Origin of the sequence: Shewanella khirikhana, assembly GCF_003957745.1 — a bacterium.
In the GTDB taxonomy this organism is placed as follows: Bacteria; Pseudomonadota; Gammaproteobacteria; order Enterobacterales; family Shewanellaceae; genus Shewanella; species Shewanella khirikhana.
Genome location: NZ_CP020373.1, coordinates 1,736,615 through 1,753,972, shown reverse-complemented (window position 1 = coordinate 1,753,972; position 17,358 = coordinate 1,736,615). Strand labels below are relative to the sequence as shown.

Annotated in this window: 15 protein-coding genes; 7 read left to right on the top strand and 8 right to left on the bottom strand. The window is 55.0% G+C overall.

Annotated elements, in window-relative coordinates; all coding sequences use genetic code 11:
- Positions 1 to 11: 11 nt before the first annotated feature.
- Genes STH12_RS07655 through cmoA form a run of 3 tightly spaced genes read right to left on the bottom strand, consistent with a single transcriptional unit; the run spans position 12 to position 2,475 of the window.
- A complete protein-coding gene (locus STH12_RS07655) occupies positions 12 to 731 on the bottom strand; it encodes an ATP-dependent zinc protease family protein (protein WP_126166998.1) in 720 nt (239 codons plus the stop codon).
- Positions 732 to 754: 23 nt separating this feature from the next.
- The gene (cmoB, locus tag STH12_RS07650) at positions 755 to 1,747 is read right to left on the bottom strand and encodes a tRNA 5-methoxyuridine(34)/uridine 5-oxyacetic acid(34) synthase CmoB (RefSeq protein ID WP_126166997.1); all 993 of its coding nucleotides are present in this window, start codon (positions 1,745 to 1,747) and stop codon (positions 755 to 757) included.
- The gene (cmoA, locus tag STH12_RS07645) at positions 1,744 to 2,475 is read right to left on the bottom strand and encodes a carboxy-S-adenosyl-L-methionine synthase CmoA (protein WP_126166996.1); all 732 of its coding nucleotides are present in this window, start codon (positions 2,473 to 2,475) and stop codon (positions 1,744 to 1,746) included. The genes cmoB and cmoA overlap by 4 nt, the downstream gene beginning before the upstream one ends.
- A gap of 147 nt (positions 2,476 to 2,622) precedes the next feature.
- On the opposite strand from cmoA, the gene STH12_RS07640 reads away from it, so the two are divergent.
- From STH12_RS07640 to STH12_RS07610, 7 genes are all read left to right on the top strand, one after another.
- Positions 2,623 to 5,421 (top strand): transporter substrate-binding domain-containing protein, encoded by a 2,799-nt coding sequence (locus STH12_RS07640; protein WP_126166995.1) that lies wholly within the window; start codon positions 2,623 to 2,625, stop codon positions 5,419 to 5,421.
- 188 nt (positions 5,422 to 5,609) lie between these two features.
- The gene (gene aspS, locus STH12_RS07635; protein WP_126166994.1) at positions 5,610 to 7,385 is read left to right on the top strand and encodes an aspartate--tRNA ligase; all 1,776 of its coding nucleotides are present in this window, start codon (positions 5,610 to 5,612) and stop codon (positions 7,383 to 7,385) included.
- A gap of 123 nt (positions 7,386 to 7,508) precedes the next feature.
- Positions 7,509 to 8,255 (top strand): YebC/PmpR family DNA-binding transcriptional regulator, encoded by a 747-nt coding sequence (locus STH12_RS07630; RefSeq protein WP_126166993.1) that lies wholly within the window; start codon positions 7,509 to 7,511, stop codon positions 8,253 to 8,255.
- Between the two features lie 3 nt (positions 8,256 to 8,258).
- Positions 8,259 to 8,780: a crossover junction endodeoxyribonuclease RuvC gene (gene ruvC / locus STH12_RS07625; RefSeq protein WP_011759954.1), complete on the top strand. Its 522-nt coding sequence runs from the start codon at positions 8,259 to 8,261 to the stop codon at positions 8,778 to 8,780.
- Entirely contained in the window at positions 8,777 to 9,394 is a 618-nt protein-coding gene (gene ruvA / locus STH12_RS07620) for a Holliday junction branch migration protein RuvA (RefSeq protein ID WP_126166992.1), read from the top strand. The genes ruvC and ruvA overlap by 4 nt, the downstream gene beginning before the upstream one ends.
- Before the next feature lie 17 nt (positions 9,395 to 9,411).
- Positions 9,412 to 10,416, top strand: a complete 1,005-nt coding sequence (gene ruvB / locus STH12_RS07615) for a Holliday junction branch migration DNA helicase RuvB (RefSeq protein ID WP_126166991.1) — start codon at positions 9,412 to 9,414, stop codon at positions 10,414 to 10,416.
- A gap of 453 nt (positions 10,417 to 10,869) precedes the next feature.
- Positions 10,870 to 13,389, top strand: a complete 2,520-nt coding sequence (locus STH12_RS07610; protein WP_126166990.1) for a TonB-dependent receptor plug domain-containing protein — start codon at positions 10,870 to 10,872, stop codon at positions 13,387 to 13,389.
- Between the two features lie 127 nt (positions 13,390 to 13,516).
- Here the strand turns inward: STH12_RS07610 and gloA are convergent, their stop codons facing one another.
- The 5 genes from gloA to rsxD form a co-directional block, all read right to left on the bottom strand.
- Positions 13,517 to 13,927 carry a lactoylglutathione lyase gene (gene gloA / locus STH12_RS07605; protein ID WP_126166989.1) on the bottom strand — a complete coding sequence of 137 codons (411 nt, stop codon included), beginning with the start codon at positions 13,925 to 13,927 and terminating at the stop codon, positions 13,517 to 13,519.
- A gap of 320 nt (positions 13,928 to 14,247) precedes the next feature.
- Positions 14,248 to 14,889 carry an endonuclease III gene (gene nth, locus STH12_RS07600; RefSeq protein ID WP_126166988.1) on the bottom strand — a complete coding sequence of 214 codons (642 nt, stop codon included), beginning with the start codon at positions 14,887 to 14,889 and terminating at the stop codon, positions 14,248 to 14,250.
- A 73-nt stretch (positions 14,890 to 14,962) separates the two neighbouring features.
- Positions 14,963 to 15,661, bottom strand: coding sequence for an electron transport complex subunit E (locus tag STH12_RS07595; protein WP_126166987.1), 699 nt, complete (start codon positions 15,659 to 15,661; stop codon positions 14,963 to 14,965).
- On the bottom strand, positions 15,654 to 16,301 hold the full coding sequence (gene rsxG, locus STH12_RS07590; RefSeq protein ID WP_126166986.1) for an electron transport complex subunit RsxG: 648 nt from the start codon (positions 16,299 to 16,301) through the stop codon (positions 15,654 to 15,656). Before rsxG ends, STH12_RS07595 begins: the two co-directional genes overlap by 8 nt.
- Before the next feature lie 9 nt (positions 16,302 to 16,310).
- The gene (gene rsxD, locus STH12_RS07585; protein ID WP_126166985.1) at positions 16,311 to 17,357 is read right to left on the bottom strand and encodes an electron transport complex subunit RsxD; all 1,047 of its coding nucleotides are present in this window, start codon (positions 17,355 to 17,357) and stop codon (positions 16,311 to 16,313) included.
- Between the last annotated feature and the right edge of the window lies 1 nt (position 17,358).

Below are 17,358 nucleotides of genomic sequence, written 5' to 3'. Positions count from 1 at the left end.
GAATTTGCCTGTTACTTGCCGTGAATGAAACGTTGGCCTACATCGACAACGGCAATGTCTTTCATAAATTTGCGGCCAAGCAGCAGCGGATAATCCAAATGGCTGCGATCGGTCAGGTTCAAATCGGTTTCGGCACTGAATTTGCCGATTTTCAGGTGGGCGTGGATCACCGGACGGCGATCGTCTGTTTCTGTGTCCTGTTTGATGCGCACAAAGCGCACCACCTTGGCTTCGAAGGTGGAGGCGGGTTTGTCTTCGCCCTGGGTGAACACATCGAAGCGTACCCATTGGGTGCCGTCGCGCTCAAACAGCAGAATGTTACGCGCATCCAGCGAAGAGCTTTCGGCGCCGGTATCAATACGGGTTTCAAAGCTGGTTTTCAGCTCTTCAACAAAGACATTTTCCACTTCACCCAGCATGAATTTATCACCAATGGCGCTGGGAGGGCATTCCACCTGAGGTTGACTCGGCGCGGCTGTGGCCTGTTTCTGCCCCAGGGTTTTAACTTCCTGATCCAGGGCTGTGATGGCTTGATCAAGCTCAGCTATCTGAGCGCGGGAGTCATCTTTTACGGCACTGATGGCGGCCAGCAGTTCAGTTTGCTGGGCAGCCATGGCCTGCTTGAACTCGTCGGCATTCACAGGTTGCGGGCCTGTGGGCTGGGGCGTTTGCGTCATGGAACAACCCGCGGTCAGGGCGATGATGGCGATGGCCAGAGTGTGTTTTAACATGTGCTTGCTTCCCTTTCGCGTTATCAATCAAAATCCTGGCTACTGCGGTTTTTAACCGCAATAAAGGTGGCCCGTTTCGGGGCGGGGTAGCCTTCTACTGTCAGGCTGACATCCTGTGGGTCGAGGTAATCGACCAGAGACTCATTTTGCATCCAACCGGTAGCACGCTGCTCTGCCAGCGAGGTGACATCCACGTTCACGCAGCGCACGTCGGTAAAATCACATTTTTCGAGCCACAGCTTAAGCGCTTCTATGGATGGCAAAAACCATACATTATTCATCTTGCCATATCTATCGCGGGGCACCAGAACTGTGTCCTTATCGCCATCGACTACCAGGGTTTCGAGCACCAGCTCACCGCCCATGCGCAGTTGATCCCTAAGCTGCAGCAGATGATCAATTGGCGAGCGTCTGTGGTACAGCACGCCCATAGAGAACACAGTGTCGAAGGCATCCAGTGGCGGCAGCTCTTCAATCCCAAGCGGCAGTAAATGCACCGGCGAGTCAACGTCAATCAGGCGTTTGATGGCTTCGAACTGGCATAAAAACAGCGCCGAGGGGTCGATACCCACTACACGTTTGGCGCCTTCACCCAGCATACGCCACATGTGGTAGCCACTGCCGCAGCCCACATCGAGTACAGTGCGGTTAGCCAGTGGGCTGATGTGGGGCGAAACCCGATCCCACTTCCAGTCACTGCGCCACTCGGTATCGATGTGAATACCGTGCACATGGAACGGGCCTTTACGCCAGGGTGAAAGGATGCGCAGCAGGTTTTCTAGCTTTTCCTGCTGGCCTTCACTGAGCTGAGCGCCGCTGCCGATAGTGACACTGTGCAGCAAATCCAGCTCATCGGGAGCCGGAAAGTTCAGTTTGGCGAGCACCTTTTCCCACTTGGGCAGGTTGCCGTGTTTGTGGCTTCGCTGCCATTCACCGAGCACGGCGGGCAGGGTTTCGAGCCAATGCTGTAAATTGGTATCGGCGATTTGGCGGTAAAAACTGGAGAAACTGATCACTTGATGGCCACCATGGAGGCAAAGTTGAAACACTGAAACCAGAGGTCGGCCTGGGTAAAGCCAGCCTGATGCAGGCGCGCCTTGTGCTCATCCAGGGTATCCGGGATCAGTACGTTTTCGATGGCGCTGCGCTTTTGGCTGATTTCAAGCTCGCTGTAACCATTGGCACGCTTGAAATCCAGATGCTGGGCATCGAGCAGCTGCTGAATGGCATCGTTGTCGAATTTGAGTTTTTCTGACAGCACCAGTACGCCGCCGGGCACCATGCCGTGCCATATCCGGGCGATAAGCGCATCGCGATCGGCAGGGGGCAAAAACTGCAGAGTAAAGTTCAGCACCACCATGGAGGCGTTTTCGATTGCCACATCACGAATGTCGGCCAGATGAAACTCTACCTTGGTGTCGCTGACATAGGCATCGAGGTTTTCCCGGCAACGGGCCAGCATGGGCTCGCTGTTATCGATGGCATGGATACAGACGCTGCGGCCTTCCACCTGACGGCGGATGGATAGGGTGGCGGCGCCAAGAGAGCAGCCAAGGTCATAAACCTGGGTATTCGGGCTAACCAGACGACCGGCAAAATCGCCAATGGTGGCAATGATTTGGCTGTAGCCGGGCACCGAGCGGCGGATCATATCGCCAAAGACACCGGCTACCCGGTTGTCGAACTGAAAATTGCCCTGATGCTCACCGGGCAGCGCAAACAAAGTATCTTGTTGATTGGTCATGTGCTGTCGTTCTCACAATATAGCCTTGTATTTTAACGAATCGCGTTTCTGAGCAGCAAGGGCACACTGGCTATTTCGGCCAAATTTATGTCTAATACGCCGTTAGATAACATTCTTTTTACGCAACTTTGACCTTTGGGTACCGGTTTGAAGCTTATTCTGCGACTGTTGTTGTGCCTGTCACTGGGTCTGTCATTTCTTGCCTACAGCGACGATAAACCCCTGACGCTGGTGATGGGCGAAGACAGCTATCCCTTTCAATTTATAGATGAAAATGGCGATCCTCAGGGCCTGATGGTTGAGCTCTGGAAAGAGTGGTCGCGGGTAAACCGCCGCCCTGTGGTGTTTGTCAGCCGGGTGTGGCGTGACTCCCTGACCCAGCTTCAGCAAGGGCGGGCCGATGTACACCTTGGCATGGCCATCAACCCCGACCGTGAGCGCCTGTTTGACTTCGCCGACACCATTTCTGAGGTTAACACCTACGTTTACCTGCACAAACAATTGCAGGGACGAACCTCCCTTGAGCAATTGCGGCCTTTCCAGATAGGTATAGTGCAGGGTTCCACCTTTGAAAACGAACTCAATGCCAGGGTGCCCGGCCTGAGCTTCAAGCGTTTCCCAACCCGGGAGAGTCTGCTTGAGGCGGCGGATAGAGGGGAGCTGGTCGCTTTTGCCGGTATGGAAGGCTACATGCGCGATCAGCGCCTGCAGCAAAAGCTGTCAGTGGACTTTCCTATCAACACCCGGGTGCTGGTGCGTCAAACCGATATGCATCCAGCGGTGCAAAAAGGCAATGAGGCGCTGCTGCGGCAAATCAATGAAGGGTTTGCCCGGCTGTCGAGCGACTTTACCCGCAAACTCGAGCGGCGCTGGCTGGGGTATCAGCGTGAGCAGAGTGGTCTTGCCATCGCCATGCAGCTGGGTGTCGAGCCTTTTGTCGACCTCGGTGTCGATGGTTTACCCCACGGGCTGTATGTGGATTTGTGGCGTTTGTGGTCAGAAAAAACCGGCGTTCCCATCAATTTTATCCCAGGCGATATGAATGGCAGCCTTGAAGATGTGCGCACTGGCCGCGCCGATGTGCACATTGGCTACCCAGAAAGCGATGATATGAATACCGGGCTGTACCGCGCCTGGCATATGTACACGGTAAAAAGCCGACTGTTTTTACATGGCAATCAAATCACTGACGTCAAGGCGCTCAAAGGAAAACGCATTGGTATTTTCCCAACGGCGCCTTATGTGGCCAAGGTGAGGGCAGCGCTGCCCGACACCCAGGTGCGCTTCTATAACGGCATGGAAGAGATGCTCAATGCCGTACATCAGGGGGACATTGTTGGCTTTGTCGCCTCTGCAGCCTGGACCCAGCACTATCTGCTGCTCAATAAAAGTTGGGCCGAATTCACCCAGGCCAACTTTTTAGAGTACGACACCGAAATCTACGCCCTGATCCGCAATGGCGATCAGGGGCTTGCCAATCGGATTGCCTCCGGCTTCAACATGATAAGCCTGAAGGAGCTTGCTGACATTGAGCAGAAATGGATGCTCAACAGCCGTGACCACGTGTTTGTGAAGTCCCGCGAGCACATCAATCTGAGCGGCCCCGAGCGCCAATACCTGACCGGTCTTGGCAGCCTGAAAATGGGCTATTTGGAAAACTGGGCGCCGATGGAGTTTACCGACGAAAAAGGCGAGTTTGCCGGAGTGAACTCCGATGTGGCTAAGATGTTTGAGTCCATGTTGGGGATTGAGATTGAGCCTGTGGCCTTCAAAGCGTGGGGCGACCTTATCAGTGCACTTCAAAGCGGGAAAATTGACCTTGCCGGCAGCGTGGCCAAAACGCCTGAGCGGGAAGGGCAAATCACCTACAGTGAGCCTTACTGGCCATCGGCATGGGCGCTGGTAAGCCCAATTGATGTGGTGTCGGTATTCAACCTCGATCAGCTTGAGGGCCAGCGGCTGGCGGTGGTGGAAGGCTATCAGATTGTGAGTCGGCTGATGGCAGAGTACCCCGGCATTAAGCTGGTGCTGGTGCCAGACAGCCAGACCGGTTTGCAGGCGGTGTCCTCCGGCAAGGCCGATTTGTTCATTGAAAAAGTGGTCACCCTTGCCAATAAGCTCAACAGTGGCCAGTTTCAGCAGCTGAAAATGTCACTGCTGGCCGATTTTGCCGATCAGAAAAGTCATATCGGTGTTACTCCGCGCCATCAGGAATTGCTGCCGTATCTGAACAAGGTGATAGCCAAGCTCGATAAAGCCAAGGTGCAGGAAATCCACTCCCACTGGATGGATTTTAATGTGGATACCGGCGTTGCCCGCTATCAGCGTTACTTGCGCAGCGTGGTGATTGCATTGTCGGTGCTGTTGCTGCTGACCCTGGTGGTCGCTGTGATTAATCGTCGGCTGAAGCAGGAAATCAAGGCCCGTCAGCGCGCCGAGGCACGAATTGCCCATCTTGCCAGCCACGACCCATTAACCGGGCTGCCAAACCGGATTTTGCTGGATGACAGACTGCGTCAGGCGGTGCTGCTCCATGGCCGCGAGCAGGCCAAGTTTGCGCTGCTGTTTGTGGATCTCGATGGCTTTAAAGAGGTCAACGACGCCAAAGGCCACGCCATGGGCGATAAGCTGTTGGTGGAAGTGGCGCGGGTATTGGATGACGCTGTGCGTAAATCCGATACAGTGGCGCGTTTTGGCGGCGATGAATTTATTGTGCTGCTCAATAAAATCGCCGATATGGACAGTGTCTGCCAGGTGGCGGAGAACCTGATTGCCAAGTTGTCCAAGCCCTTTGATATGGATGGCACCCAAATCAGTATCTCGGCCAGTATCGGCATCGCCATCTACCCAAGCGACAGTGACAATCCCATCGGTTTGATGCAAAAAGCCGACAAGATGATGTACTTCGCCAAGCAGGCGGGCGGCCACAGCTACCGCAGTGCCTGAAAGCTGTAGAAATTTTCGGCATTCGTAGCAAATTCAGCGCCGCACCCTCTGGTCTTAAACAAAAACTTGCTGGATACTTCACCGACCAAAAGTGAAGTACTTTGGCTCAGGGCATTCTTTCACTATAATGCCCAGTCACTATTTTCAATCAGCTTTCCGCCAAAGTGCAGGAAAAAGGATAACTCTCGATGCGCAGTCATTATTGTGGAGACGTTAACAAGTCTCACGTCGGACAAGAAGTCACCCTCGTCGGCTGGGTCAACCGCAGCCGCGATTTGGGGGGTGTGATCTTTTTGGATCTTCGCGACCGCGAAGGTGTGGTTCAGGTGGTTTACGACCCCGATCTGCCAGACGTGTTTGACGTAGCCAGCAGCCTGCGTGCCGAGTTCTGTGTTCAGGTTAAAGGTGTGGTTCGCCCACGTCCTGACAGCCAGGTGAACAGCCAGATGAAGACCGGTGAAATTGAAGTGCTTGGCAAAGCGCTCACCATCATCAATGCTGCCGATCCGCTGCCACTGAGCCTGGATAACCACCAGAACAACAGCGAAGAAGCCCGTCTTAAGTACCGCTATCTGGATCTGCGCCGTCCTGAAATGGCTCAGCGTCTGATTTTCCGTGCCAAGGTAACCAGCTTTGTGCGCAACTTTATGGATGGCAACGGCTTCCTCGACATCGAAACCCCCATTCTGACCAAGGCCACTCCGGAAGGTGCCCGCGACTACCTGGTACCAAGCCGTACCTATAAAGGTCAGTTCTTCGCACTGCCACAGTCGCCACAGCTGTTCAAGCAGCTGCTGATGATGTCAGGTTTCGACCGTTACTATCAAATCGTGAAGTGTTTCCGCGACGAAGACCTGCGCGCCGACCGTCAGCCTGAATTCACCCAAATCGATATCGAAACCTCGTTCATGAGCTCTGATCAGGTGATGGAAACCACCGAGCGCATGATCCGTAACCTGTTCCTCGAACTGATGAACGTGGATCTGGGCGAATTCCCGAAAATGACCTGGGACGAAGCCATGCGCCGCTTTGGCTCCGATAAGCCGGATCTGCGTAACCCGCTGGAACTGGTTGATGTTGCCGATCTGCTTAAAGCCGTTGAGTTCGCCGTATTCTCCGGCCCAGCCAACGACGAAGAAGGCCGCGTTGCTGCACTGCGTATTCCCGGCGGCGCCGAGCTGTCACGCAAGCAAATTGACGACTACACCAAGTTTGTCGGTATCTACGGTGCCCGCGGTCTGGCCTGGATGAAGGTCAACAACCTCGCCGCTGGCCTTGAAGGCATTCAGTCGCCTGTGGCCAAGTTCCTGAATGAAGACATCATCAAGGAAATCATTGCCCGCACTGGCGCCGCTGATGGCGATATCATCTTCTTCGGTGCCGACAAGGCCAACGTGGTTGCCGAGTCCATGGGCGCGCTGCGTCTGAAAGCCGGTGAAGACTTCGATCTGCTCCAGGGCGAGTGGCGTCCACTGTGGGTGGTTGACTTCCCGATGTTCGAAAAGGCCGATGGCCGTTTCTACGCCGTTCACCATCCCTTTACCGCGCCGCGCGGCGTCACTGCTGCCGAGCTTGAAGCCAACCCTGGTAAGGCAGTGTCCGATGCCTACGACATGGTACTTAACGGCGTTGAACTGGGCGGCGGCTCTGTGCGTATCCACAATGGCGACATGCAGTCTACTGTGTTCCGCATCCTTGGCATCGACGATGAAGAAGCCAAAGAGAAGTTCGGCTTCCTGCTGGACGCATTGCGTTTCGGTACGCCACCACATGCGGGTCTGGCCTTTGGTCTGGACCGTCTGGTGATGCTGATGACCGGCGCCAGCTCCATCCGTGACGTGATGGCCTTCCCCAAGACCACCACGGCGGCCTGTCCGCTCACTAACGCGCCGGGACATGCCAACCCCGACCAACTGGTGGAACTGGGCATTGCGGTTCTGCCGAAAGAGCCGAAACAAGACTGATAGAGTCACAAACAAACCGGGGCGCATGCCTCGGTCTGTTTTTACGGCCACTGCATTTTCCCCGGACGCTGTTTTTCGTTAGTCTGGACAGTGGTCATCTATCCGCATTTCAAGGAGATTTCTATGGCAGGTCACAGCAAGTGGGCCAACATCCGACACCGTAAAGCCGCCCAGGATGCCAAGCGCGGCAAACTCTTTACCAAACTCATTCGCGAGCTGGTTGTCTCCGCCCGTGAGGGTGGTTCAGATGCCGATGCCAACCCCCGTCTGCGTGCCGCCATTGACAAAGCCCTGTCTGCCAATATGACCCGTGACACTGTGGAGCGCGCGGTAAAGCGTGGTTCCGGCGAGCTTGATGGCGACAATCTGGAAACCCTCATCTACGAAGGCTACGGCCCCGGTGGCACTGCTGTGATGGTGGAGTGCATGACGGATAACCGCAACCGTGCGGTGACCGGGGTGCGCAATGCCTTCAATAAGTCCGGTGGCAACCTGGGTACCGACGGCTCGGTGGCCTATCTCTTTACCAAGCGCGGGGTGATAAGTTTCGAGCCCGGCACCGATGAAGACGCCATTCTGGAAGCTGCACTCGAGGGCGGCGCCGACGATGTGGTCATCAATGATGATGGCAGTGCCGATGTGTACACCACGCCTGAGGACTTTGGCGCCGTGAAAGACGCCCTCGATGGCGCGGGTTTTACCTCGGTGAACGCTGAAGTGACCATGGTGCCATCCACCCGGGCTGTGCTTGATGCCGAAACCGCTCCCAAATTCCTGCGGCTTATCGATCAGCTTGAAGATCATGATGATGTGCAGGAGGTTTACCATAACGCCGACATCCCCGATGAGGTGATGGAGACGCTGGAATAATCCATGGCCATTATTTTAGGGGTCGACCCGGGCTCACGCATCACAGGTTATGGGGTTATCCAGTGTCAGGGCAGGCATCAGCTCTATCTTGGCAGCGGTTGCATTCGTACCTCATCGGATGAACTGCCCGACAGGCTTAAGCAGATTTTTGATGGCCTGCAGGAAATTATCCGTCAGTACCAGCCGAGCCAGTTTGCCATCGAGCGGGTATTTATGGCCAAAAATGCCGACTCGGCATTGAAGCTCGGCCAGGCGAGGGGCGCCGCCATTGTGGCGGCGACAGTGGCAGGCTTACCGGTGGCCGAATACAGCGCCACCCAGATTAAAAATGCCGTGGTGGGCACAGGCCGGGCTCAAAAGGCCCAGGTGCAGCACATGGTGCAGCAGATGCTGAAACTCCCCGCAGCACCCCAGGCCGACGCGGCAGATGCACTGGCGGTTGCCATGTGTCATTATCACACCCATCAAAGTCTGGTGGCCCTCGGTGGGCGCGCCAGTGTCAGAACATACGGAAGATACAGATGATAGGTCGTTTAAAGGGCATTTTGGTTGAGAAACACGCCCCAGAGGTATTGATAGATGTGGGCGGTGTTGGCTATGAGCTGCAAATGCCGCTGACCTCCTTTTACGAGCTGCCACTGCCTGGCGCCGAGGTCATTGTTTATACCCATTTTGTGGTCCGCGAAGATGCCCAGCTGCTGTATGGTTTTATCCACAAGGAAGAGCGCTCACTGTTCCGTTTGCTGATCAAGGCCAATGGTGTTGGCCCCAAGCTTGCGCTCACCATTTTGTCGGGCATGACCGCCAAGGAATTTATCGGCTGCCTGGAGCGTGATGATATCGCGACCCTGATCAAGCTGCCCGGTGTGGGTAAAAAAACCGCCGAGCGCCTGCTGGTCGAGATGCGCGACAAACTCAAGAGTCTGATGGAAGCCTCCATGGGCGCCGAGCGCGAGTTTGTGCTCAAGAGCAACTTCACCCCGGCGCCCGTGGCCGCCACGGTAGAAGAAGATGCCATTGCTGCACTCTTGTCACTGGGTTACAAACCTCAGCAGGCCAGCAAGGCCGTATCCAGTGCCTTCAAGGAGGGTATGGATCCCGAGCAGCTTATCAAGGCTGCACTCAAGTCCATGCTCTAAGGTGAAAGGGGAATACCATGATTGAGGCCGACCGGCTTATTCAGCCCCAGGATCTGGGTCAGGAAGATGTGATTGACCGCGCCATGCGGCCAAAACTGCTCGATGAATACACGGGGCAGGATGACACCCGCGCCCAGCTTAAAGTCTTTATTGAAGCGGCCAAAAAGCGCGGCGAAGCCCTGGATCATATGCTGATCTACGGCCCACCGGGCCTGGGTAAAACCACCCTGGCCAATATCGTTGCCAACGAAATGGGGGTAAACATCAAGTCCACCTCCGGGCCTGTGCTGGAAAAGGCAGGTGATTTGGCGGCGCTGCTCACCAATCTTGAAGAAGGTGACGTGCTCTTTATCGATGAAATCCACCGCTTAAGCCCTGTGGTGGAGGAAATCCTCTATCCGGCGATGGAAGACTATCAGCTGGATATCATGATAGGTGAGGGGCCTGCAGCACGCTCCATCAAGCTGGATTTGCCGCCCTTTACCCTGGTGGGCGCGACTACCCGCGCAGGCTCGCTGACCTCACCGCTGCGGGCCCGTTTCGGCATTCCGCTGCGGCTTGAGTTTTACAATGTCCGCGACCTGTCGTCCATTGTCGCCCGCTCGGCCAAGGTGATGGATGTGCCCATGGATGAGGGCGGCGCCGAAGAAATTGCCCGCCGCAGCCGCGGTACGCCCCGTATCGCCAACCGCCTGCTGCGTCGGGTACGCGACTTTGCCGAAGTGAAACACGATGGCGCCATCAGCCGCGCCGTTGCCCAGTCTGCATTGGATTTGCTCGATGTCGACAGCGAAGGTTTCGATTACATGGACCGCAAGTTGCTGCTGGCGATTATCGACAAGTTTATGGGCGGTCCTGTGGGGCTGGATAACCTTGCCGCCGCTATCGGTGAAGAGCGCGAAACCATTGAAGATGTGCTGGAACCATTTCTTATTCAGCAAGGCTTTGTGCAGCGCACTCCCCGGGGTCGTATTGCCACAGCCCGTGCCTACAGCCACTTCGATTTGATAAAGCCTGAATAAAAATTGAAACAGCGCTTTGGCTTAACAAGAGACCTTCGGGTCTCTTTTTTGTATCTGCTCTGCAGGATTTGAGTGGTTCAGGTTAACAACTTCGGTGAAAACCGTTACCAAGCCCAGCTTAATCCGGTATTAACGCGACTCGGGTCACATAAAAAGTGTGATGCATATCACATTTATGCTCTTTGCATTGTTAACGGGTCGGCGGCCGGTTTGGCTGTCACTCAAGCGACTGTGACATTATGTATCTGCATATTTGAATAAATATTCAGTTTGCAACATTGGTGACACTCCGGGTTATACAAATATGAAAACAACCTTAAACAAATTGGTTTCAATGGAAATTTTTTGTTAATTTTTTGGGGGTTTGACGATTCTTCACTGCTTGGCGAGTATCGGGGCTGCACCAAATTCAAAATCTTACAGGTGCAGTCAAAATAAGCAGGGAGATAAATCATGTTAAAAACCACGAGAATTGCGTGGGCGGTCAATTGCGTCTTATTGGCTACCGGTGCTTCTGCAGTCGTGTCATCTCAGGCGTTTGCTGAAGAAGCTCAGGCCAAAGACGTAGAACGCATTGCCGTAACAGGTTCACGTATCCAACGTCAGGATATGGAAACAGCCTCACCTGTTACCGTGATCAGTGCCGATGCTATCCGTGCCGAAGGTTACACCTCCGTGGATCAGATGCTGCAGGCGCAAACCTCCATGGCAGGTGCCGCTGTAGGTTCAACCACCAACAACGGTGCAGACGGCGTGGCTCAGGTTGATCTGCGTGGTATGGGCGCCGAGCGTACTCTGGTACTGCTCAACGGTCGCCGTATGGTGAACTCAGGCTCTGGCGCTGACAGCGCGGTTGACCTGAACTCTATCCCGGTTGCCATGATTGCCCGGGTTGAGATCCTCAAAGATGGTGCCTCCGCGGTATACGGCTCAGATGCCATTGCCGGTGTGGTTAACATCATCACCAAGAAAGATTTCGAAGGCTTCCAGTTTGACTTCAACGGCAGCGGCACCGACAAGGGTGACGGTGAAACCGGCGAACTGAGCCTGCTGTATGGTTTCAACACCGATAACGGTGGCAACTACACCTTTGGCGCCGCCTATTCTGAGCGCCGTGGTGTGATCCAGGCCGACCGCGACTGGACCGAGCCAGGTTACAGCTCCTTTATCCCAACCGGCTCTCTGGGCGGTATGGTGAAAGACGCCAATGGCAATTGGGTTAAGCGTGACACAGGTTACGACTACACCCAGGACAGCTGGTACCAGACCCCAAGCAAGCGCTACAGCCTGTTTGCCAACATGGTCCAGGAACTGGGCAGCGATGTGGTTCTGAGCGGTGACATCCTGTACACCAAGCGTAAGTCTGATCAGCAAATGGCGGCTCAGCCAGCCGATATCATGCTGGGCGTGTGTGGCGAGGAAGGTATCGATCCTGCCCGTTGTATCACCCTGGATCAGGACATGCTGAATGCCGGTATCGAAGCCGATGACACTGGCCGCGTAAACTACCGTCGCCGTACCACAGATGTGGGTCCACGTATCTACAATCAGGATACCGACACCCTGCGCGCCTCTATCGGCCTGCAAGGCTCACTGGACATCAACACCGGCATGACCTGGGATGTGTCTTACACCTACGGCAAGAACAAGGCCGAGACCTGGGTTGAGAACTCCATCAACGCCGTGAAGATGGAAAACTCCGTCTACAACAACCTGGACGCATGGCTGAGCGGTCAGCCGCTGCCACAGGACATCATCAACGATATCGGTTTTACCGAGCGTAACGATGGTGGTAACGAGCAGCACGTGGTTGCCGGTGTACTGAGTGGCGAGCTGTTTGACCTGAGCGCAGGCCCTGTGGGCTTTGCTATCGGTGCCGAATACCGTTACGACAGCGGTTACTACAACCCGGATCCCGTTATCGTAGCGGGCGAGGGCACAGCGGCCCAGCAGGACCCAACCGACGGTAACTACAACGTTTTCTCTTTCTACCAGGAAGTGAGCGTGCCATTCACCGAGAAACTGACCGGTGAATTCGCCCTGCGCTTTGACGACTACTCTACCTTCGGTAAGGCGTCTACCTGGAAGATTGGTTTGACCTATGAAGCCACCGACGACCTGATGCTGCGTACCGTAGCGGCCACCGGTTTCCGTGCGCCTAACGTAGCTGAGCTGTACGGTGGTAACACCGGCTCTTACGACTACCTGGACGACCCATGGGGTAACGAGCAGGACCCACAAATTCTGGTGAACTACACCTCAGATGCGGATCTGAAGCCAGAAGAGTCTGAGTCTTACACTGCCGGTCTGGTGTACTCGCCAAGCTATATCGATGGCATGTCACTGACCCTGGACTACTGGCGTTTCCGCGTGACCAACGCCATTACCCGTCTGGATGCACAAAAAGGTCTGAACGATTGCCACGCTGGCATTCTGAGCGCCTGTGAAACCTTCAAGATCACCGCCGATGGCGATCTGTCGAACTTCACTAACCCGCTGACCAACGTGGGTAGCCAGAACACCAGTGGTATCGACTTCAACCTGGCTTACAGCTTCGAAGCCCTGAGCCTGGACTGGAAGATCAACAACGATATGACCTATCTGCTTGAGTTCGAGCAGGACGGTGTGTCCTATGAAGGCACCAGCGATGGTAACTTCGGTGGTTACGCCAAGGTACGTAACAACTTCAGCATCCAGGCCGGCCAGGCCGACTGGAGCCTGATGTACTACAACCGCTTCATCGGCGAAACCGAGTGGCTGGGCGACCCAAGCGAGACTGTGGATTCAGTGCTGTACCACAACGTGGTTGCCAACTACTTTGTGAACGATGCTGTGACTGTGTCTTTGGGCGTGAAGAACTTCACCGATGAAGAGCCATCTTACGTGCCTAACGGCAGCGATGGCGGCACCATCCCTCAGGTGTTCGACACCATTGGTCGCCAGATCTACGGCGGCGTATCGATGAAGTTCTGATAACGGTCAGACTCTGATGTAAAAAAAGCGCCCTATGGGCGCTTTTTTATTGGCTGCAGAGCATCATAGGCGGTGAATTATCTGCAGTGATTTATGCTCAGCTCAGCTCGGCCCAGGTTCGGTTAGGTTAGCCGAGGCCGTGCATGGCGGACTTCATTTGAATAAGTTCAATTTTGTAGCCGTCAGGATCTTCCACAAAGGCGATTTCAGTGCTGCCACCGGCCACAGGTCCAGGAGCGCGGGTTACTTTACCACCGGCCTTGGCGATATCTTCACAGGCCTGATAAATATCGGCTTTGCCAATTGCAATATGGCCATAACCGGTACCCAGATCGTACTTGTCAGTATCCCAGTTCCAGGTCAGTTCAATCACTGCGGCGCCGCTGGCTTCTTCGCCATAACCCACAAAGGCGAGCGAATAACGGTACTCGGGGTTTTCGGAGGTGCGCAGCAGCTTCATGCCCAGCACTTCGGTGTAGAAGGCGATGGACTTTTCAAGATTGGCAACCCGAACCATGGTATGAAGAATTTGAGACATTTGGGGTTCCTTAGACGACATGAATAAGCCGCCAGTATAACAAAAATGCCAGGCGCAAACCGACGAAAAAGATAAATCTGAGGCAACTCACAGTTTAACGGTGGAGTGTTGGCTAAAGCGTTCGCCCCGTCGGATAATGCATTGCAGGTTCACCAAGGGAGAAGAATATGAAAACTGAACTGAAAATGGCTGCTGGTACCGTGGCCGTGATTGGGCTGTTCTTTGCTGCTTTCGCAAGCTCAATGTTCTAAAACGCTTTTTTACGAAAAACGCCGCAGCTGGTAGCAGACTGCGGCGTTTTTCATTAACGGTTTCCCTGCTTACTCGTCGGGGTAAACCTTGTCCTTGAATTCGCACAAATCTTCGATGATGCAGCTGCCGCAGCGAGGCTTCCGGGCAAGGCAGGTGTAGCGTCCGTGCAGAATAAACCAGTGGTGCACATCTACTTTAAACTCGGCCGGCACCACCTTCAGCATCCGCTCCTCCACTTCCACCACGTTTTTGCCTGGGGCAAATTTGGTGCGGTTTGCCATGCGAAAAATGTGGGTGTCCACGGCGATGGTCGGCCAGCCGAAAGCGGTATTGAGCACCACATTGGCGGTCTTGCGACCAACGCCCGGCAGGGCCTCCAGCGCGTCACGAACTTCCGGCACTTCGCCGCCGTGCTTATCCAGCAGAATTTGTGACAGCTTCACCACGTTGATGGCTTTGTTGTTGAAAAGGCCGATGGTTTTGATGTACTCCTTCAGTCCCTCAACGCCCAAATCCACTATGGCCTGCGGAGTGTTAGCCACCGGAAACAGCTTGTCGGTTGCCTTGTTTACACTCACATCGGTAGCCTGAGCAGAGAGGGTGACCGCAACCAGCAGCTCAAACGGTGTGGAAAAGTTAAGCTCGGTTTCCGGCTTGGGGTTGTTGTCCCTAAGACGCGTCAGAATTTCAACACGCTTTTGATTATTCACGGCTTATCCTTACTCTTTCACACGTTTGTCAGGTTTTTATCAATGTCTTTGCGTCATCAAGGAGCTTTGTAGCTCAGCCAACCTTGGTAATGCGGGCGCGGGTAATGGCTTCGGGCTCAGTGACCTGCGGCTTTTTGGCTTCGATGCGCGCATCAATCACGTTTTTAGCGGCGATCAGCAGCCCCATGGCGATAAAGGCGCCCGGCGGCAACATCGCCAGCAGGAAGCTGTTATCAACCTGCCAAAGCTCGATTCTGAGCGACAGCGCCCAGTCGCCGAGCAGCTGATCCGCGCCATCAAACAAAGTGCCCTGACCAAGGATTTCGCGCACAGCGCCAAGCACGGCCAGAACGGCGGTAAAGCCCACGCCCATCATCAAGCCATCAAAGGCACTGGCAGCCACGCTGTTGCGGGAGGCAAAGGCTTCGGCGCGGCCGATGATGACGCAGTTGGTCACGATAAGCGGCAGGAAGATCCCAAGCGACAGATAAAGGCCATAGGCATAGGCGTTAATCACGAGCTGCACCACGGTTACCAGCGCGGCAATGATCATCACAAACACCGGAATACGGATTTCTTTGGGCACATAGTCGCGTACCAGCGACACCAGCACGTTGGAGCCGATAAGCACGGCAACAGTGGCAAGGCCGAGGCCCAGGGCGTTGGTGAGGGTCGCGGTAACGGCAAGCAGTGGGCACAGGCCCAAAAGCTGCACCAGGCCGGGGTTATTTTTCCAAAGCCCTTGCCAGGTAATCTCTTTGAAATTACTCATTGATTTCGCCTCCTGCATCGCAGCCAAGGGGTCTTTCAAACCAGGCTTGCTGCTCTTTGCTGACCAGGGTGAGGGTGCGGCTGATGGCCTTCATATAGGCCCTTGGGGTGATAGTGGCGCCGGTAAACTGATCGAACTCGCCGCCATCCTTTTTCACCTTCCAGTTGCTGTTGTTGCCACTGTCAAATACCCGGCCGTTGAAAGCCAGTACCCAGTCTGATTTACGAAGCTCAATTTTATCGCCAAGCCCTGGTGTCTCCTGATGACTGAGGGTTCGCACCCCAAGCACCTTGCCGGCAGTATCGACGCCTATGATGAGGCGGATATTACCGTTGTAGCCATCGGGAGCGTTGGTCTCAATCGCAAGGGCTACGGGGTCGCCGCTGCGGGTGGCTAGATACACAGGCATGGCATCGCTGCTGCCAAGGGCTTCTGGCGCAGTGACCAGAATGCAGCTGGCGCCAAGGTCGTTATCGTGCAGCTCGTCCGGGACGATTTGATGCAGAATGCGGGTGAGTTCAAGCCGCTGCTGCTCGGCGATTTTATCTTTGGTTGCCTCATTCACCAGCGCTACCGCGGCAGTACAGGCGAGGGCAAACCCTGCCAACAGAAGACCGTTTTTGATGATGGATTTTTGCATCCTGGTCTCCTACAGGCTGCCACGATGGCCATAGGCCCGCGGCTTGATGTAATAATCGATAAGGGGGGCGCACAGGTTAGCCAGCAGCACCGCAAAGGCCACGCCATCGGGATAGCCGCCAAAGGTTCGGATAACATACACAAGCACCCCAATCAGCGCGCCAAACAGCAAGCGTCCACGGGGACTGGTTGCCGCAGTAACAGGATCGGTTGCGATAAAGAAGGCCGCCAGCATGGTGGCACCACTGAATAATTGCATAACTGGGCTGGCGTGGGTGTCTGGCGACACACCAAAACCAAACAGGCTGCAAACAAAGAGTGCACCGAGGAAGCCGGTACTGATATGCCAGCGGATGGTTTTGGTCGCCAGCAAGAACATGCCACCGGCGAGATAGGCAAGATTGACCCAAAACCAGCCTTCACCTGTACTGCCGCCACCAAAAAGCGGCTTTTGCAGGCTCTCAGACGCAGTCAAACCCATGGAGAGATCCGTTTTCAAGGTATCCAGTGGGGTTGCCATGGTCACGCCGTCGATACCCATGGCGTAGTCAATGGCGCCTACGCCACCGAAAATAACCTGCAGTGCATCCATTACACCGGCACTCTTATCGGCAAGGGATGCAGGCGCCGCCCACACTGTCATCAGCGCCGGGAAGGAGATAAGCAACAGCACATAGGCCGCCATGGCGGGGTTAAACAGGTTCTGCCCAAGGCCGCCGTACAACTGCTTGACGATGATGATGGCAAACAGAGTGCCAATCACCACCAGATACCAGGGGGCGAGGGGAGGAATGGCCACCCCAAGCAGGATGGCGGTCAGTACTGCACTTTGATCTTTGAGGGTGTCAGCCACCGGGCGGTTTCGCAGTTTCAGCACCAGGGCTTCGCAGGCGAGCGCTGTTACGAGGGCAAGCAGTACCTGGATAAAGCTGCCCCAGCCGAAGAAATAACACTGCACGGCAAGGCCCGGCAGTACCGCCAGGATCACCCGCTGCATTACCGCCGAGGTTTGCAGCTCTTTGCGTACGTGGGGTGATGATGCAATCTTAAACGCCATA